The following is a 17,781-nucleotide window of genomic DNA, read 5'->3' as shown; positions in this document are numbered from 1 at the left end:
AGTCCTTTAGAGGTGTGCGTAGACGTCGTCGAGGGTGATGTCGGAAGCGACCATGAGCACCTGGAGGTGGTAGAGCAGCTGGCTGATCTCCTCCGCCGCGCGGTCCTTGCCCTCGTGCTCGGCAGCCATCCAGACCTCGGCGGCTTCCTCCACGATCTTCTTGCCGATCTCGTGCACGCCGGCGTCCAGCGCGCGCACGGTGCCCGAGCCCTCGGGTCGGCTCACCGCCTTCTCGGCCAGCTCGGCATACAGATCGTCGAAAGTCTTCACGGGCCAAGGGTACGGGGAGCAAGGGTGCCGAGGGTGACCGCGGTCGCCACCGCGGCCATCGCCGCCTCGTGCCCCTTGTCCTCACTGGATCCGGACAGCCCGGCACGGTCGAGTGCCTGGGCGTCGTCATCGCACGTGAGCACCCCGAACCCGACGGGGACCCCGGTGCGGACACTGACCTGCGCCAGCCCGTGCGTGACCCCCGAGCAGACGTAGTCGAAGTGCGGTGTGCCGCCGCGGATCACGACGCCGAGGGCCACGAGTGCGTCGTGTGCGGGCGCGAGACGCGCGCAGGCCACGGTCAGCTCGACCGTGCCCGGCACCCGGACGAGCAGGACGTCCTCGACCCCCGCCTCGGCGAGGGCACGCTGGGCGCCTGCGACCAAGCCGTCCATGACCTCGGTGTGCCACGAGGCCGCCACGATGGCGACTCGCAGGCCTGACCCGTCGGCGGTGAGGGCAGGCGCGCCGTGACCGCTCACGCGCTGGCTCCCTGGTCGCTCGCGTCAACGACGAGGTCGTGCCCCATCCGATCGCGCTTGGTCCGCAGGTACGCACGGTTGGCGGGGTTGGGCGCGATCGAGAGGCGCTCGACGGCCGCGACCTCGATCCCGTATCCCTGCAACGCCGCGACCTTGGCCGGGTTGTTGGTCAGCAACCGGACCGCACCGAGACCGAGCGCGCTGAGGATGGCCGCGCCGGCGGCATACTCCCTGCCGTCGATCGGCAGGTCGAGCTCGAGCTGGGCGTCGACGGTGTCGAGGCCGGCGTCCTGCAGGGCGTAGGCCTGAAGCTTCGAGACGAGCCCCACACCACGGCCCTCGTGTCCACGCAGGTAGACGAGCACACCGCCCTCGGCGGCGATCCGCTCCATGGATCGCTCGAGCTGTGGCCCGCAGTCGCACCTCAGGGAGCCGAAGGCGTCACCGGTGAGGCATTCGGAGTGCAGTCGCACCAGCGGGTTCGGCCCGGTGGCACCGCGCGGGCTGATCAGCGCCACGTGCTCGTCACCGGTGAGCTTGTCGCGGAACCCGATCGCCGAGAAGTCGCCGTGCCGGGTGGGCAGGGTCGTCTCAGCGAGGGTCTCGACGCGGTCGTGCAGCTGCCGCCACGCGATCAGCTGCTCGATGGTGATGACGGGGAGGTTGGTGACCGCCCCGGTCGCCAGCACCTCGGGCAGGCGCATCATCGTGCCGTCGTCGTTGACGAGCTCGCCGATCGCGCCGACGGGCGCGAGCCCAGCGAGCCGGCAGAGGTCGACGGCTGCCTCGGTGTGACCGGGCCGCTCCAGCACCCCGCCAGGCTTGGCACGCAACGGGATCACGTGACCGGGACGCACGAACGACTCGGTCGTCGACGACGGGTCTGCCAGCAGCCGGATGGTCTGCGCCCGATCGGCGGCACTGATGCCCGTGGTCACGCCCGCCGCGGCGTCGATGGTCACGGTGTACGCAGTCCGCAGCGGGTCACGGTTGTCGGCGACCATCAGCGGAAGCCCGAGCCGGTCCGCTGCCTCGCTGGTGATCGGGGCGCAGACGTAGCCACTGGTGTGGCGGATCGTCCAGGCCAGCCACTCGTCCGTCAGGGTCTGGGCGGCGAGGATGACGTCGCCCTCGTTCTCGCGGTCCTCGCTGTCGGTGACCAGCACCGGACGCCCTTCGCGCAGCGCCGCGAGGGCCGCCTCGACGGTGGCCAGACCGATCATGCCGACACCTCACTCAGCTCGGGAGCGGGGTCGCGCTCCTCACGGGAAGCCTTGAGCCAGACGAAGAAGCCGTAGACGACCAAGCCTCCGTAGACGACGAACAGGATGGCTGTCGGGTAGTACCTCGAGTGCCAGAGCAGGGGCACACCGACGAGGTCGACGGCGATCCACGCCAGCCAGAAGTCGTTCCAGCCGCGGGCCATCGCGTAGGTCGCGACCATCGAACCGACGAAGATCCAGGCGTCGCACCAGAAGTACCAGCGTGGCGCCGGCCAGCCGGCTCCGATCACGGAGAAGACCCACTGGAAGACCAGCACGCCCGCGGCGGCCGCGACCAGGTATGCCACCCGCTCCTGGAGCGTGGCCCAGCGCGGCGTGATCGCGGCGGCGGAGAGGTCATGACGTGCCTTGCGCTGCTCGGTCCACCGCCACCACCCGTAGACGCTGGTCAGGATGAAGAAGACCTGCCTGCCGGCCTGGCCGAACAACGGCTGCTGCGCCTGTGCGTCGAAGGTCGCACCGATGAAGACGGTGAACAGGAGCACGTTGCCGACGATGCCGATCGGCCAGGCCCAGACTCGTCGTCGCAACCCGCCGATGGCGGAGGCGAAGCCGAAGGCGTTGCCGACGATCTCGCGCCACGTGATGGGGTGGCCGGCGATCGTCAGGTGCGCCTCGTAGAGCCGACTGAAGATGTTCATGCGGAGGTCTCCTTGGAGGTGAGCAGGCGTTCGACGTACTTGGCGAGGACATCGACCTCGAGGTTGACGGTGTCGCCAACTTCCTTGTGTCCCAACGTGGTGAGGGTGAGGGTGGTGGGGATCAGCGAGACGCTGAACGTCGCGTCGTCGACGGAGGAGACCGTGAGACTGACGCCGTCGACGGTGATCGACCCCTTTTGGACGACGTAGCGGGCCAGGGCGTTCGGCAGGCCGAACTGCACGACCTCCCACCGCTCCCCCGGCGTTCGCGCGAGGATCCGGGTCGTGCCATCGACGTGGCCCTGGACGATGTGGCCGCCGAACCTGCTCGAGGCTGCCATGGCGCGCTCGAGGTTGACGGGGTCGCCGGCGCTGAGGGTGCCGAGGCTGCTGCGGTCGAGGGTCTCGGCCATGACGTCGACGGTGAACTGCTCGGAGTCGTGCTCCACGACGGTCAGGCAGACGCCGTTGACGGCGATGGAGGCGCCGTGCTCGGCGTCGGACGTGACGAGTGGTCCGGCCACCGTCAGTCGGGCCGAGTCGGCACCCGCGTCGAGGGCAACGACCCGGCCGAGCTCCTCGACAATTCCCGTGAACATCAGCGAGCCCCCTTCAGTGATGCCGTGATCCGCACGTCGTCGCCGATCAGGGTGATGTCGGTCGGCTGCAGGCGGAGCGCATGGTCGATCGACGTGATCCCCAGGTCGCTGACCGACGGGCGGCCGCGCCCCAACAGGACGGGCGCGACGTAGGCCACGAGCTCGTCGACCAGGTCGGCCGCCATGAACGCAGCCGCGACGGTGGGACCCCCCTCGAGCCAGAGGTGGTGCACCTCGGCCTCGGCGAGCGCCGACAGGACGTCCTTGGGGTCGCGCGTCCGCAGCTGCCAGGTGGGAGCCGCGTCGTCGAGCACACGGGCGTCCGGCGGGAGGTCACGCTCGCCCATGACCACCCGGATCGGCTGCTCGGGGTAGAGCGAGCCGTCGAGACGTCGCGCGGTCAACTGTGGGTTGTCGAGCAGCGCCGTGCCGGTCCCCACGAGGATCGCCCCACTGCGGGAGCGCTGCTCGTGGACGTCGGCCCGGGCGGCCTCGCCGGTGATCCACTGGCTGGTCCCGTCAGCCGCCGCACTGCGACCGTCGAGCGTGGTCGCGAGCTTCCAGGTCACCCACGGGCGCCCGGTGGTGACCAGATGGGTCCACGTCGCGTTCAGGGCCTGTGCCTCGTCGGCCAGCAGGCCGCCTTCGACCTTGACACCCCTCCTGCGCAGCCACTTGGCCCCACCCGCGGCGGCCGGGTTGGGGTCGGTCTGGGCATAGACCACCCGAGCCACGCCCGCGGCATGCAGGGCCGCCGCGCAGGGTTGGGTCCGCCCGCTGTGGTTGCACGGCTCCAGGGTGACGTAGGCCGTGCACCCCGCCGCGCGGTCCCCCGCGGCGCTCAGGGCGTCGGCCTCGGCGTGGGGCGTCCCCGCGCCGCGGTGCCAGCCGGCGGCCACGACGTCGCCGGCGGCGTCCGCGAGGACGCACCCGACGCGTGGGTTGGGGTTGGCCCGGGGGCCATGGGCAGCCAGCCCCAGGGCACGACGCATCATCGCCGTGTCTGTCGCGGAGTGCTCTGCCACTGTCCTGCCCTTGCTCGAAACCGTGTCGGCTGAGCTCCGGGGGTGTGCAGGCGGGCCTGCTGGCGAGGGTCGGAACGCAGGGTCGGCAACTGCCGCACTGCGAACCCACTGGTCCCGCTGTCGCGTGCTGCCTACCATCCGGACTTTCACCGTCGGTCTGGGAGTTCCACCCAGTCAACCGGCCGCTGGCTGCGGTCGGGTCGCGGACTGTCACCGCCGGTTCGGAATTACACCGACCCCGGAGCACGTCACTGTCCAGTATGCCTCAGCACGGGTGGGTGCGCGCCGTCCCGTCCGCGTGACGGTCCTCACGAAGGGGGCAGCCAGGAGAACACTTGCCAGCTCTGCCTGAGCCTCTACCACTTACCTCTGACATGGGTAGGGCCGCGAAATGGATTGCGCCACAACAGAATTGGTTGTGGATGGTCTTGTCGTTGCCATTCGAACAGGTGTACGATTGAGCCATGTCGGTCAGCGCTATCGCCACGCAGCGGGAGGAGGTCCAGCAGGACCTCTGGACCCGCACGGCAATGGTGGCTGGGCGGCTCAACCGGGCCCACGCCGAGCTGGTCGACATCGTCGCGAAGCTGATTGAGGGTGGGCACTGGGGCGACGGCGGTTTCCGCTCCCCCGAGCACTACCTGATCGTCCGAGCCGGCCTGTCCCCCGCGCACGCCCGCGACGTCGTCGCGGTGGCCCGACGCCGCGCGGAGCTGCCGGATGCAGCCGCGGCGGTGAGCGCTGGTGAGCTGTCGCTCGATGCGGCTGCCGTCGTGGCTCACCACGTGCCCGCCAGCCACCAGGCGTCGATGACCCACCTGGCTCGGCACGCCACGGTGCCGCAGCTGCGCCGCGCCGTGAGCCGACACGCGTTCCGCGACCCTGCGACCGAGGTGGAGTCCGCGTCCCCCGGGGTGTCTGCGGATCCTGTCGCGCTCGACCATCCGAGCGGCCCGCAAGGCGAGTCTGAGCGTCGTGCGTGTGCCAAGCCAGAGCTGTCCATGCACTACGACCGAGATGGCCGGTTCCAGCTCCGCTACAGCGCGCCCGCGACGATCGGGGCGCTCGTCGAACAGGCCGTCAAGGAGGCCAAGGACGCCTTGTTCCTCCAGCAGCGGGACGGCGACCCGCCTGCAGCCCCTCAACCCACCTACGCGGATGGCCTCGCGGAGGTCGCGCAGCGGTCCTTGGCCGGCGTTGCCTCCACGAGCCGCGCCAGCCACTACAGGGTCTACCTCCACCTGGACACGGACGGCGCCTGGATCAACGGCGGGGGCGCCATCCCGACGCGGCTCGTCAAGCGGTTCCTCACGGACGGCGCGCTCCAGCCAGTGTGGGAGACGCAGGGGCGACCGATCAGCGTCGGCCGCACGATGCGCATCCTCCCCCGGCGCTCACGCAGGCTGATCGAGGACCGCGACCGCGGATGCCGGTTTCCAGGATGCACCGCAACCCGGTTCGTCGAGATCCACCACCTCGACGACTGGGCCCACGGTGGCGCCACAGACGACGACAACCAGATCAGCCTCTGTCCGTTCCACCACGACGCCATCGATCGCGGGGACTTCAGCGTCACAGGAGACCCGACTCGCCACGATGGGCTCGTCGTAGTGAATCGCTACGGGCACCAGTTGCGACCGCCAGGGCCTGACGAGCTCGCCCCACCGGACGAGGGTTCGCGCGAGTGCGACGACAGGGTCACGACCTACCGACCACCGTCGGGGGAACGAGCTCGCTGGGCTGAGATCGAGATTCCCTCCGATCGCGAGCTCGAGGACACCTTCACGCCGCGACTGCGTGTTGTCTCAGGCGCAGCCGAGAGGTCCCCCGCCGGGCCAGCAGTGATCGAGCGCGACCCCTTCGACGCGATCCGCCGCTGGGACGAGTCCGGCTGACGGCCCCAGGACACGGCCGGGACCGACGAGTATGCCGGTCTGCTCAGTGGGCGTGCGTCGCCGCCAGGGCGCGCAGCTCGTCCACCGCGGCAGCTGCGTCCTCGGCGCCGTAGACGGCCGATCCCGCGACGAACACGTCGGCACCTGCCTCGGCACACTGCTCGATGGTCTTGGCCGACACTCCCCCGTCGACCTGCACCCAGACCTCGCCACCGAGGCGCCGCACCGCCTCGCGCACCTGGGCCACCTTCGGCATCTGGTCGGCCATGAACGACTGCCCGCCGAAACCGGGCTCCACCGTCATGACGAGCACCATGTCCAGGTCGGGCAGGAGGTCCTCGTAGGGCGCGAAGGGGGTGCCCGGCTTGATGGCCATGCCCGCCCTGACATCCAGGGCGCGGAGGTTCTTCGCCAGGGCGCGCGGGTCGCGAGCGGCCTCGATGTGGAACGTGACGGACGCGCCGCCCGCCTCGGCATACATGGGGGCCCAGCGGTCGGGGTCGTCGATCATCAGGTGGCAGTCCAGCGGGATCGGGCTCACCTTCGCGAGGGCCTCGACGACAGGGAGCCCCAGGGTGAGGTTCGGCACGAAGTGGCCGTCCATCACGTCGACGTGCGCCCAGTCGGCGTTGGCGATGCGGCCCAGTTCGCTCTCGAGGTTCGCGAAGTCGGCGGAAAGGATGCTCGGCGAGATCTGCACGGCCGACACTGTATCCGCCCGCGAACGCGGCGACGGGGCGGGCGTCGTCGGGGGCGGCGGAGGTGGGGGACGCGGATGCGACCTACTGGCCGAACGCGTCTGCCAGCAGCGCCAACGTCGCCTCGCGAGCCGGTGCGAGGGCCGCGGGGGTGCCGCTCATGGCTCCGGCGACAGGGTGGACCATCACCTCGTCGACGTCGTACTCGGCAGCGAGGGCGGTGAGCTGCTCGGCGACGACGTCGGGAGTGCCGACGACCCAACGCCCACGCATCTCGGTGGCGAGATCGCGGTGCCCGTCCGCGATCCCGGCCTCCTCCGCCTGTTCGACGAGCAGTTGCGGGGCAAGTCGACCGCCGGTCCGCAGCGCCACCATCGACGCCAGGTTCGGCAGCGTGAGTCGCTCGGCCTCGACCTGGCTGGGCGCCACCACGACGTTGACCGTGAGGAAGGTGCGTGGCTCCGGATGCGCGGCGGAGGGCCTGAAGCCCCCGCGGTAGAGGTCGAGGGCTGCTGCCGTGCCGCGCCCCGAGAAGTGGTGGGCGAAGACGTACGGCAGGCCGCGCTCCGCCGCCAGGCGCGCCGAGTAGTCGGAAGACCCGAGCAGCCAGACGTCGGGTGCCGAGGCGGCCCGGGGAGTGGCGTGCAAGGGGTGGACGTCGCCGCCGACCCTGATGCCGACGCCCTCGGGGGACATCAGGGCCATGACGTCGTCGACGTACTGAGGGAACCGCTGGACCGCGTCCTGGTCGACCCCGCCTGCGCCGTGTCGCAAGGCGTAGCTGGTCACCGGGTCGGTGCCGGGGGCACGTCCGATCCCGAGGTCGATGCGCCCCGGGTGCGCTGCTTCCAGCAGGGCGAACTGCTCGGCCACGACCAGTGGTGCGTGGTTGGGCAGCATGACGCCGCCCGAGCCGACGCGAATCCGCTCCGTGGCGGCGGCCACCATCGCGATGAGGACCGGCGGGTTCGTCGCCGCCACCGCGGGCATGTTGTGGTGCTCGGCCAGCCAGTAGCGGCGGTAGCCGTGGCTGTCCGCAACCCGCGCCAGCGACCGGGTCGCGGCCAGCGCGTCCCCCGTGGTCTGGTCGCTGCGGACGGGGACGAGGTCGAGGACGGACAGCGCAGGTGTGCTCACCTGTGGGCCAACCGGCTGCCACCGTGCGCTATTCCGGTGGGGTCAGCGGACCATCCTGATCTCGGGGAGGTCGGGGAAGCGGTCGTCGACGAACGTCGCACCGTCCGGCGCGAAGCCGTTCCGGACGTAGAAGGCGCGCGCTCGCGGGTTGTCGCGGAAGACCCAGAGCTCCGCGGGATCCTGCCGCTCGAGCACCGCGTCGAGGAGCCGCTGGCCCAAACCGGTGCCGTGTCGCGAAGCCTTGACATAGAGCGCCCACAGCTCCGCCGGACGGACGTGGTCGGGTCGCCCGGCCGGGTCTCGGGAGGGCCCGGCTGCGACCAGCCCGCAGATCGCCTCGCCCTTGGCGTGTTGCTCGACCGCCACGAGGCGTCTGGTGCCGGTCGGCGTCGGGGCAGCCAAGAGGCCGCGCCAGCGTTCGACGGCGGCGTCGACGGTCCACGTGGAGAAGTAGTCCTCCGGCAGAACGGCGGCATAGGTGTCGACCCATGCCTGGTGGTGCATGGCCCCCACACCCGGCGCGTCCTCGACGAGCATCGGGCGCAGCGTCACCGGCACATGGGCGACCGTGGCTCTGCCGCCGCGGTCCGCGGGACCGGTCACCCGGCTCACCCCTTCTTGCGCAACAGCGCCAGGAACATGCCGTCCGTGCCGTGCAGGTGTGGCCACAGCTGCACCGTGGCACCCGTGCCTGGGATGTCCACGACGGCGCCGTCGCTGTCGCGGACGAAGTCACGCGTGTCGAGCAGCTCGACATCCGACCGGCGCTTGGTCACGTCTCCCACGACGAACGACGTCTCGGCCAGGTGGGGGCTGCACGTGGCGTACGCGATGACTCCCCCGGGCGCCGTCGCGTCGATGGCGGAGGCAAGCAGCTCGCGCTGGAGCTTGCCGAGGTCGGCGAGGTCGGCCGTGGTGCGCCGCCACCGCGCCTCGGGGCGTCGACGCAGGGCACCCAGACCGGTGCACGGAGCGTCGACCAGCACGCGGTCGTAGTGGTCCGGCTCGTCCTCGCCGATCGTCCGACCATCTCCCGTCCGCACCGTGACGGTGCGGCCCGCCTCCGTCGCGCGCGCGATCGCGGGACGCAGCGTCTGGCGCACCAGCTCGGTGCGGTGCTCGCTGACCTCGTTGGCGGTGAGGTCGGCGCCCGCCTCGATGGCCAGACCCGCGAGCAGCCCCGCCTTGCCCCCGGGGCCGGCGCACAGGTCGAGCCACTGCTCGGTCCCCTCGGTCTCGACGGGCACCGCCGCCAGTGCCAGGGCGACGAGCTGCGAACCTTCGTCCTGGACCGCTGCACGCCCCTCACGCACCGCGGGTATGCCGCCCGGGTCACCTCCGTCGAGGACCGCACCGCAGGGTGAGAGCCGCGAGGCAGAGGCGCCGGCGCCCACGAGCTCGGCCACGGTGGCCAGTCCCGGTCGGGCCACGAGAGACACCTTCGCGGCAGCGTTGTCCGCCGTCACCAAGGCGGTCAGCTCCGCGTCCACGGTGTCGGCGGTCGCGGCGCCATGACCGAGCAGGGCGGCACGCAGCGCCTTGACGATCCACTCCGGATGCGACTGCTCGACGGCCAACCGGGCAGTCAGGTCGTCGGCCGGCACCACCTCCGCGAGCCAGGCCTCGAGGTCACGTTCGCTGATCCTGCGCATGACTGCGTTGACGAAACCTGCCGCTCCGGCGCCGTTGACCTTGCGCGCCAGCGCCACCGTCTCGTCGACCGCCGCGTGGGTCGGCACCCGCATGCCCAGCAGCTGGTGGGCGCCGAGCCGGAGGGTGTCCAGGACATTGGGGTCGATCTTGGTCACGGGTCGTCCTGCCGCAACGCTGATGATGGGGTCGTAGAGCCCGTGCATCCGCACCGCGCCATAGACGAGCTCGGTCGTGAACGCGGCATCCCGGCCGTTGATCCCCCTGTCGCGCAACACCTTCGGGAGCTCGAGGTTGGCGTAGGCGCCCTCGGCGACGGCTCGCAGGACTGTGTAGGCCGCGAGGCGTTGGGGGTCGCTGCTGCGGTTGCGCTCGCTGGGCCGCTGCGCCGATCGCTGGCTGTCGCCGTGCGTCCGCTCGGGGCGTTGACGACCCTTCGCGTTGCGGCGACCACCATCGTCGTCCCGACGAGGTCCGCGTGGTGCTTGGTCACTCATGGTCGAACCGTTCTCCTGCGTCGATGCGGACCCCTCGCGCCCAGTCGGCCGCGGCCATCTGCTTCTTGCCGTGCGGTCGCACCTCACCGAGGCAGACCGGCCCGCTGGCGGTGCCCACGTGGACCTCGCGCTTCCCGGCGGCGACTTCTCCCGGGGCAAGCTGTGGCCCGACATGACCCTCGTCGGGGTGGACGGGCAGCAGCCTGACCCGTTCGCCACGGAAGGTGGACCACGCGCCCGGCGCGGGGGTGCACCCACGCACCTGGCGATCCACCGCGACGGCCGGTCGGTCCCAGCGCACCCGTGCGTCCTCGACCTCGATCTTGGGCGCGAGCGAGACCCCGTCGACCGCCTGCGGCACGGGAGTCAGGGCACCGTCGGCGATGCCGTCCAACGTCGCGACGAGCAGGCCCGCACCCCCCTCCGCAAGCCTGCCGAGCAGGTCCCCGGCGGTGTCACGCGGGCGGATCCGCTCCGTCATCAGCCCGAAGACCGGCCCGGTGTCGAGGCCGGTCTCGATGAGGAAGGTCGAGGCCCCGGTCACCTCGTCGCCGGCCATCACGGCGTGCTGCACTGGTGCGGCCCCCCGCCACGCGGGCAGCAGGGAGAAGTGCAGGTTGACCCAGCCGTGCAGCGGGATCTCCAGGGCCGCTTGCGGGATCAGGGCGCCGTAGGCCACCACCGGGCACGCATCCGGCGCCAGTGCGCGCAGTCGCTCGAGGAAGTCTGGGTCGCGCGGACGGTGCGGGGTCAGCACCTCGATGCCGAGCTCCTCGGCTCGCTGGCGCACCGGCGACCTCACCACACCTCGGCCGCGGCCGGCTCGGGCGTCGGGCCGGGTCACCACGGCGACGACCTCGTGGGGGGAGGCGATCAGGGCGTCGAGCGACGGCACCGCGGGCTCGGGCGTGCCGGCGAAGACCAGCCGCATCACATCCCCCGGCCGAAGGTGGCATGCGGACTGACCTTGACGACGGGGGTGTCGCCACCGGCCCACTCCGCCTCACGGATCGCCTTCATGGCCGCCTTGCGCTGCTCGCGGTCCATCCGGTCGATGAACAGGATCCCGTCGAGGTGGTCGGTCTCGTGCTGCAGACACCGAGCCAGCAGCTCAGAGCCGTCGATCACCACGGGCTCACCGAACTGGTTGAAGCCCTTGGCGACGGTCCGCAGCGCCCGCGGTGTCTCGAACCTCAGGCCGGGGAACGACAGGCAGCCCTCTTCGCCCTCCTGGAGCTCGCTCGAGAGGTCGAGGTCAGGGTTGACCAGGTGGCCCAGCTCGCCGTCGACCCAGTACGTGAACACGCGCAGCCCCACCCCGATCTGGGGTGCGGCGAGTCCCGCTCCGGGGGCGTCGATCATCGTCTCGGTCAGGTCCTTGACCAGCTGACGCAGCTCGCGGTCGAAGTCGACGACGGGCTCGGCCGGCGTGCGCAGGACGGGGTCACCGAAGAGGCGGATGTTCTGGATCGACAACGCTGTTCCTGTGGTTGGACGAGCATGGCTGGGCGGGCGAAAAGGGGCTGTCAGTGTATGCCGCGTCCGCAGGGCCGTTGGAACGCGGATCAGGTGGCGGGGTCGCGCGGGTCCATCCGGACCTGGATGCTGGCCTTCTCCTTGCGGGCGCTGCGCACCGCCTTCATCGCCACCAGAGCTGCGGCCAGGGCGGGGCGCTGCTCGAGCGGGGCTCGCAGCAGGATCCGCACCGCGTCGTCAGCCACCGGCAGCGGACCGAGCTGGTCCACCTCGGCCGGCAGGTGAGCAAGCCGCAGGGCGGCCTCGAGAGCGCGACGGTCCCCGGTCAGGGCCGCCATCGCCACCGTGGGGGGCAGGGAGAGCTCCTGGCGTTCGGCGAGCTCACGGGCTGCGAACCAGGCGGGGTCCCAACGCACCAGGGCCTCGACGACGGGCAGCGTCGTGTGGGTGGGTGCCCCACAGAGCACGACCTGGCCTCCTGCCGCCGCACCGCGTGTGAGGGCACCAGCGGCCACCCAGCGACGCAACGCCTCCTCCCCCGCGTCCAGGGTGGGGCGGTCGAGACTGGCCCACGCGTCGAGGAGCAGGCACGCGGCATACCCCCCCTCGGCCACGGGTTCGGCACCCGGTGTGGCGATGACGAGGGCAGGGACCGCAGCGACGCGGTCGAGCACGGCACCGGCTCCAGAGGTGTGCACGGGCACGCCGGGGAAGGCTCTGCCCAGCTCCTCGGCCGTCCGCCGTGCTCCGACCACCGACGAGCGCAGCTCGCGGCCGCCGCAGTGCCGACACTCGAACCGTCCCACTCCTCGCCCACACCAGCGGCAGGCCGGCTCGGCCTGCCTGGAGCGCAGGGCGACGGGGCCGGCGCAGTGGGCGCAACGGACGGCAGTGCGACAGGTCTGGCAGGACAGCGAGGGGACGTAGCCGCGGCGGGGCACCTGCACGAGGACCGGGCCGGACTCGAGGGCAGCCTTGGCGGTTCGCCAGGCGATGGAAGGCAGGTGTGCCGAAGCCGCCGCGGCGTCCCGCTCGATCTCGACGCCTTCGCCGGCCACCTGCACGCGGGGGGCAGCTCCGCGGAGGCCACCTCCCGTGATGGTCCGCAGCTCGCCGGTGTCGACGAGTCGCTGGACGGCCACGGTGCGCGTGAACCCTCCCGAGAGGACCGCGGCTCCCTCGACGTCGGCGCGCGTGAGGAGCACGTCACGGACGTGGGGGTAGGGCGACCTGGGCTCGTCCAACAGGTCGTCGCCGTCGTCCCACCACGCGACGAGCCCGAGGTCGCGCACCGGCGCGAAGGCGGCGGCCCGGGTGCCCACGACCACGGACACGTGCCCACGCAGCACCTTGAGCCACGCGGTGTAGCGCGCCTGTGGTCCCTGGTCGGCCGTCAGCCGCACGTGTCGCCCCGGGCCGAGCGCCTGGGTGAGGGCGGCGTCCACGCGCCCGACATCGCGGTGGTCCGGCACCACGAGGACACTTCCCCGCCCGCCCGCCAGCGTCGCCGCCGCAGCGGCCGCCAGGGCGGACGGCCAGTCCTGCGTCGGGTCGGTGGTGGGCACTGCCAGCCACGACGCCGCCGGCGACTCCCCCGCGGCCAGCCGCGACAGGTATGCCGGCCCCGCGGCATACCTGCCCCACGCGCCTCCCGGACCGCTCACGTGGGGAAGGGGGTCAGGGGTGGGGGGCTCCAGCGCAAGGGCCTTCTCGGCTGCTGCGTGCCGTGGGGGCACCGCGAGCCGGAGCACGTCACCGAGCGAGCCCGCACAGCGTGTCGCGACGGCAGTGGCGACTCGGAGCTGGGTGGGGCGTAGCACGGGCTCCGGCGACACGACGCGCCGGATGGGCGCGAGCCGGCCCTCGTGCTCGGCGGCAGCCGCCCGCGCGACGACGAAACCGTCGAGGTCCTGACCGGCGAAGCGCACCTTGACGCGGGTGCCGGGCAGTGCCGTGTCGGCCATCGCCTCGGGCACGAGGTACTCGAAGGGCCGGTCGAGGTGGGCCAGACCCGTGTCGACGACGACCGAAGCCACCGGGTCGGTGGACGCGGTGGCTTCGGTGCGAGGCGTGCGGGTCCGTGGCAGCGCGGAGCGGATCAGCTCCAGCTGCTCGGTCTCGCCCTCCTGTCCGCTCACGGGAGCGAACCTAGCGGAGGGTGCCGTCAGTCCTTGACGGCCTTCTGCAGGGCGTCGATGCGGTCGGTGCGCTCCCACGTGAAGGGGTTCTCCACGTGCCCTGCCTGCGTGCGGCCGAAGTGGCCGTAGGCAGCCGTCGGCTTGTAGATCGGGCGCAGCAGGTCGAGGTCCTGGACGATCGCGGCCGGGCGCAGGTCGAAGACCTTGGAGATCGCGGCCTGGATCGTGTCGACCGGCACGCTCTCGGTGCCGAACGTCTCGACGTAGAGGCCGACAGGCTGGGCCTTGCCGATGGCGTAGGCGACCTGAACCTCGCAGCGACGGGCCAGCCCTGCGGCGACGACGTTCTTGGCGACCCAGCGCATGGCGTAGGCGGCTGAGCGGTCGACCTTCGACGGGTCCTTGCCGGAGAACGCGCCGCCACCGTGGCGGGACATGCCGCCATAGGTGTCGACGATGATCTTGCGACCGGTGAGGCCGGCGTCACCCATCGGGCCGCCGATGACGAAGTTGCCGGTCGGGTTGATCAAGGTGCGGTAGTCGGAGAGGTCGAGCTCGGTGCCCTCGTCGGCCAGCTCGGCCAGGACGGGCTTGATGACGTGCTCGATGATGTCGGGCTGGAGCAGTCCGTCGAGCGAGATGTCCTCGGCGTGCTGCGTGGACAGGACGACGGTGTCGAGCCGGACGGCCTTGTCGCCGTCGTACCCAATGGTGACCTGGGTCTTGCCGTCCGGGCGCAGGTAGGCGACCTCGCCGCTCTTGCGCACGGTGGTGAGGCGCTCGGCCAGCCGGTGCGCGAGGTGGATGGGCAGCGGCATCAGCTCGGCGGTGTCCTCGCAGGCGTAGCCGAACATCAGGCCCTGGTCGCCCGCGCCCTGCTTGTCGAGGGGGTCGACGCCACCGGTGCGGTTCTCGTACGCCGTGTCGACGCCCTGGGCGATGTCGGGGCTCTGCTGGCCGATCGAGACCTCGACACCGCAGGAAGCGCCGTCGAAACCCTTGGTGGAGGAGTCGTAGCCGATGCCGAGCACCGTGTCGCGCACGATCTTGGGGATCTCGACGTAGGCCTCGGTGGTGACCTCGCCGGCGACGTGGACCAGCCCGGTGGTCACCATCGTCTCGACCGCGACTCGGCTGCCCGGGTCCTGGTCGAGCATGGCGTCGAGGATCGCGTCGGAGATCTGGTCACAGATCTTGTCCGGGTGGCCCTCGGTGACGGACTCGGACGTGAACAGGCGAGCGGACACTCATTTCTCCTTTGGAGCAGCGAATGCTGACGATGCTGGGCGCGGCGGCAACTGGCCGCGCGACCCCGAGAGTCTACCTAGGTCAGAGGATCTCCTGGACGGCGTCCCACACTACGGCGGCGACCAGCTCCTTGGAGGCCGGTCCCGCCTCGGTGACGTGGCTGGAGCCTTGCCTCAGGATGTGGACGGTGTTGTCGTCCTGGCCGAAGGTCTTGTCGGCGCCCACCTCGTTCACGACGAGCAGGTCGCACCCCTTGCGGGCCAGCTTGTCGCGGCCGTGCTCGAGGACCCCGGCCTGGTCGTCGCCGGTCTCGGCGGCGAACCCGACGATGACAGGGCTGGCCTCCTCGCCTCGCGACTCCACCAGACCGGCGAGGATGTCGGGGTTGCGAACCAGCTCGATGGTCGGCGCCGACTCCGGCTCGGGAGCGCCCGGCGCACCGAACGTCTTCTTGATCTTGGCGTCCACGTAGTGCGCCGGTCGGAAGTCGGCCACCGCTGCGGCCATCACCACGACGTCGGCGTCCTTGGCAGCCACCTCCACCGCCGCCTGGAGCTCGAGCGCGGTGGACACCGGCACGATGGTCACTCCCGACGGTGCCGGCAAGGACGTGTTCGCGGCGAGCAGGGTCACCGTGGCTCCGCGGCGGGCCGCCACGGCGGCGAGGGCGTAGCCCTGCTTGCCCGAGCTGCGGTTCCCGAGGAACCGCACCGGGTCGATCGGCTCTCGCGTGCCTCCGGCCGTGATGACGACCCTGCGACCGGCGAGCTCGGAGGTCGTAGCGGGAGTCCCACGATGGGTGTGGGGTTCGGGGTGGGCGAGGATCCGCTCGCACACGGCATACAAGGTCTCGGGTTCGGGGAGGCGGCCCGGGCCCGTGTCGGCGCCGGTGAGGCGCCCCGACGCGGGCGGGATGATGTGTATGCCGCGTTCGGCCAAGGTGGAGACGTTGGCCTGGGTGGCTGCGTGGTCCCACATCTCGGTGTGCATCGCCGGCGCCATGACCACGGGACAGCGCGCGGTCAGCAGGACGTTCGTGAGCAGGTCGCCGGCCAGACCGTGCGCGGCCTTCGCGAGCAGGTCGGCGGTGGCGGGCGCGACGACGACCAGGTCGGCCGTCTGCCCCAGGCGGACGTGGGGCACCTCGTGCACCGAGTCCCACACCCCGGTGTGCACGGGTTTGCCCGACAGGGCCTCCCACGTGGGGGCTCCGACGAACTGCAGGGCCGACTCGGTCGGCACGACGGTGACGTCGTGCCCCGCCTCCGTGAACAGGCGCAGCAGCGAGCAGGCCTTGTAGGCCGCTATCCCGCCGCTGACCCCCAGGACGATGCGCGCCATGGCGCCCCTGTCCCCTGCTCTCGTCCGGCCCGCGTCCGGGCTCAGCTCTCGATCGGCGTGGAGATGACCAGGCCCTCGTTGATCTCGCGCAGGGCGATCGACATCGGCTTCTCGTGGACCTGGCTGTCGACGAGCGGGCCGACGTTCTCGAGCAGGCCCTCCTGCAGCTGGCTGTAGTACGCGTTGATCTGGCGGGCGCGCTTGGCCGAGTAGATCACCAGGGCGTACTTGGAGTCGGCCTTGGTGAGCAGGTCGTCGATCGGCGGGTTGGTGATGCCGATCGGGTTGGCGACGGTTCCAGACACGGGGGTACTCAATTCTGTTGGACTGACTCAGCTTCTGGACGGTTGGCTCAGCTTCTGACGCCGGGCGTCAGTGCGATCGCATCAATGATACGAGTTCTTCCGCCGCACGACGAACGTCGTCGTTGACGATGGTCACGTCGAACTCGTCCTCGGCGGCCATTTCGACCTTCGCGGTGTCCAGCCGACGGCCCCGCTCCTCCGCGTCCTCGGTGCCGCGACCGACCAGCCGGCGCACGAGCTCGTCCCAGCTGGGTGGGGCGAGGAAGACGAACAAGGCCTCGGGCATGGTGTCCCGGACCTGGCGGGCGCCCTGGAGGTCGATCTCGAGCAATGCCATCCTGTGCTCGCGCAGCGCCCGCTCCACCGGAGCGCGCGGCGTCCCGTAGTGGTTGCGACCGTGCACGACCGCCGACTCCAGCAGCTCTCCGGCCTGCTCCATCCGCGAGAACTCGGCCTCGTCGACGAAGTGGTAGTGGACGCCCTCGACCTCCCCCGGGCGCGGGCTGCGGGTAGTGGCACTGACCGAGAGCCAGACCTCGGGGAAGTTGTCGCGGACGTGGGCGGACAGGGTGCCCTTGCCCACGGCGGTGGGACCCGCGAGGACGACGAGCCGCCGGGGGCGGTCCTCGCCGACGGAAGCGCGTCGGCTCACGCCTCGTCGAAGCGGGTGAGCAGCGCGGAGATCTGGTTGGCACCCAGGCCACGGACGCGGCGGCTCTCGGAGATGCCGACCTCCTCCATGATCTGGCGCGCACGGACCCGGCCCACCCCGGGCATCGACTCGAGCAGCGCGGAGACCTTCATCTTGCCGACGACCTCGTTGGCCTTGCCGTCGGCGATGACCTCCTTGAGCGAACCCTGGGCGTACTTCAGCCGGTTCTTCACCGCAGCTCGCTCGCGGCGGGCCACGGCAGCCTTCTCGAGGGCCGCCGCACGCTGCTCCGGGGTCAACGGGGGAAGGGCCACGGTGGTACTCCTTGCGCAAGCGGGTCGGCACGGGTTCGTGTCTGGGTGATGTCTTCCGACTCTAGCAACCGCGAGGCCGGGTTTCCCCTCGAGGCTCCATGGCGCCGGTCACAGGGCCTGACCTCAGCGT

19 protein-coding genes and 1 riboswitch are annotated in these 17,781 nt (G+C 71.3%); of the genes, 1 reads left to right on the top strand and 18 read right to left on the bottom strand.

Annotated elements, in window-relative coordinates; translation table 11 throughout:
• Positions 1–6: 6 nt before the first annotated feature.
• Genes AC1DWP_RS01780 through ribD form a run of 6 tightly spaced genes read right to left on the bottom strand, consistent with a single transcriptional unit; the run spans position 7 to position 4,300 of the window.
• Positions 7–270, bottom strand: coding sequence for a phosphoribosyl-ATP diphosphatase (locus tag AC1DWP_RS01780; RefSeq protein ID WP_477612731.1), 264 nt, complete (start codon positions 268–270; stop codon positions 7–9).
• The gene (ribH, locus tag AC1DWP_RS01775) at positions 267–752 is read right to left on the bottom strand and encodes a 6,7-dimethyl-8-ribityllumazine synthase (protein WP_477612730.1); all 486 of its coding nucleotides are present in this window, start codon (positions 750–752) and stop codon (positions 267–269) included. Before ribH ends, AC1DWP_RS01780 begins: the two co-directional genes overlap by 4 nt.
• Positions 749–1,975, bottom strand: coding sequence for a bifunctional 3,4-dihydroxy-2-butanone-4-phosphate synthase/GTP cyclohydrolase II (locus tag AC1DWP_RS01770; protein ID WP_477612729.1), 1,227 nt, complete (start codon positions 1,973–1,975; stop codon positions 749–751). Before AC1DWP_RS01770 ends, ribH begins: the two co-directional genes overlap by 4 nt.
• A complete protein-coding gene (locus tag AC1DWP_RS01765; protein ID WP_477612728.1) occupies positions 1,972–2,676 on the bottom strand; it encodes a nicotinamide mononucleotide transporter family protein in 705 nt (234 codons plus the stop codon). Before AC1DWP_RS01765 ends, AC1DWP_RS01770 begins: the two co-directional genes overlap by 4 nt.
• Positions 2,673–3,275 carry a riboflavin synthase gene (locus AC1DWP_RS01760; RefSeq protein ID WP_477612727.1) on the bottom strand — a complete coding sequence of 201 codons (603 nt, stop codon included), beginning with the start codon at positions 3,273–3,275 and terminating at the stop codon, positions 2,673–2,675. The genes AC1DWP_RS01765 and AC1DWP_RS01760 overlap by 4 nt, the downstream gene beginning before the upstream one ends.
• Entirely contained in the window at positions 3,275–4,300 is a 1,026-nt protein-coding gene (gene ribD, locus AC1DWP_RS01755) for a bifunctional diaminohydroxyphosphoribosylaminopyrimidine deaminase/5-amino-6-(5-phosphoribosylamino)uracil reductase RibD (RefSeq protein WP_477612726.1), read from the bottom strand. The genes AC1DWP_RS01760 and ribD overlap by 1 nt, the downstream gene beginning before the upstream one ends.
• Before the next feature lie 121 nt (positions 4,301–4,421).
• Positions 4,422–4,550, bottom strand: a riboswitch (FMN riboswitch).
• Positions 4,551–4,764: 214 nt separating this feature from the next.
• Here ribD and AC1DWP_RS01750 point away from each other — a divergent pair.
• Entirely contained in the window at positions 4,765–6,195 is a 1,431-nt protein-coding gene (locus tag AC1DWP_RS01750) for an HNH endonuclease signature motif containing protein (protein ID WP_477612725.1), read from the top strand.
• Between the two features lie 43 nt (positions 6,196–6,238).
• Here the strand turns inward: AC1DWP_RS01750 and rpe are convergent, their stop codons facing one another.
• The 12 genes from rpe to mihF all read right to left on the bottom strand — a co-directional run bounded on the left by rpe (position 6,239) and on the right by mihF (position 17,651).
• Positions 6,239–6,895 carry a ribulose-phosphate 3-epimerase gene (gene rpe / locus AC1DWP_RS01745; RefSeq protein ID WP_477612724.1) on the bottom strand — a complete coding sequence of 219 codons (657 nt, stop codon included), beginning with the start codon at positions 6,893–6,895 and terminating at the stop codon, positions 6,239–6,241.
• A gap of 82 nt (positions 6,896–6,977) precedes the next feature.
• Complete coding sequence (locus AC1DWP_RS01740) at positions 6,978–8,030, bottom strand: LLM class flavin-dependent oxidoreductase (protein ID WP_477612723.1); 1,053 nt, start codon at positions 8,028–8,030, stop codon at positions 6,978–6,980.
• Positions 8,031–8,072: 42 nt separating this feature from the next.
• A complete protein-coding gene (locus tag AC1DWP_RS01735) occupies positions 8,073–8,633 on the bottom strand; it encodes an N-acetyltransferase family protein (RefSeq protein ID WP_477612722.1) in 561 nt (186 codons plus the stop codon).
• A 5-nt stretch (positions 8,634–8,638) separates the two neighbouring features.
• Positions 8,639–10,177, bottom strand: a complete 1,539-nt coding sequence (locus tag AC1DWP_RS01730) for an RsmB/NOP family class I SAM-dependent RNA methyltransferase (RefSeq protein ID WP_477612721.1) — start codon at positions 10,175–10,177, stop codon at positions 8,639–8,641.
• Positions 10,170–11,108 carry a methionyl-tRNA formyltransferase gene (gene fmt / locus AC1DWP_RS01725; RefSeq protein WP_477612720.1) on the bottom strand — a complete coding sequence of 313 codons (939 nt, stop codon included), beginning with the start codon at positions 11,106–11,108 and terminating at the stop codon, positions 10,170–10,172. Before fmt ends, AC1DWP_RS01730 begins: the two co-directional genes overlap by 8 nt.
• Entirely contained in the window at positions 11,108–11,653 is a 546-nt protein-coding gene (gene def / locus AC1DWP_RS01720) for a peptide deformylase (protein WP_477612719.1), read from the bottom strand. Before def ends, fmt begins: the two co-directional genes overlap by 1 nt.
• A gap of 89 nt (positions 11,654–11,742) precedes the next feature.
• A complete protein-coding gene (locus AC1DWP_RS01715; protein ID WP_477612718.1) occupies positions 11,743–13,791 on the bottom strand; it encodes a primosomal protein N' in 2,049 nt (682 codons plus the stop codon).
• 26 nt (positions 13,792–13,817) lie between these two features.
• Positions 13,818–15,038, bottom strand: coding sequence for a methionine adenosyltransferase (gene metK / locus AC1DWP_RS01710; protein WP_477612717.1), 1,221 nt, complete (start codon positions 15,036–15,038; stop codon positions 13,818–13,820).
• A gap of 82 nt (positions 15,039–15,120) precedes the next feature.
• Positions 15,121–16,380 carry a bifunctional phosphopantothenoylcysteine decarboxylase/phosphopantothenate--cysteine ligase CoaBC gene (coaBC, locus tag AC1DWP_RS01705; protein WP_477612716.1) on the bottom strand — a complete coding sequence of 420 codons (1,260 nt, stop codon included), beginning with the start codon at positions 16,378–16,380 and terminating at the stop codon, positions 15,121–15,123.
• A gap of 41 nt (positions 16,381–16,421) precedes the next feature.
• Positions 16,422–16,685 (bottom strand): DNA-directed RNA polymerase subunit omega, encoded by a 264-nt coding sequence (gene rpoZ, locus AC1DWP_RS01700; RefSeq protein ID WP_140737392.1) that lies wholly within the window; start codon positions 16,683–16,685, stop codon positions 16,422–16,424.
• 67 nt (positions 16,686–16,752) lie between these two features.
• A complete protein-coding gene (gene gmk / locus AC1DWP_RS01695; protein WP_477612715.1) occupies positions 16,753–17,337 on the bottom strand; it encodes a guanylate kinase in 585 nt (194 codons plus the stop codon).
• Positions 17,334–17,651: an integration host factor, actinobacterial type gene (gene mihF / locus AC1DWP_RS01690; RefSeq protein ID WP_179420118.1), complete on the bottom strand. Its 318-nt coding sequence runs from the start codon at positions 17,649–17,651 to the stop codon at positions 17,334–17,336. Before mihF ends, gmk begins: the two co-directional genes overlap by 4 nt.
• Positions 17,652–17,781 lie beyond the last annotated feature (130 nt).

It is taken from the genome of Pedococcus sp. P2_F6 (genome assembly GCF_056403675.1).
Note: the sequence above shows the minus strand (reverse complement) of the source record. Positions and strands in the feature narration are given on the sequence as shown.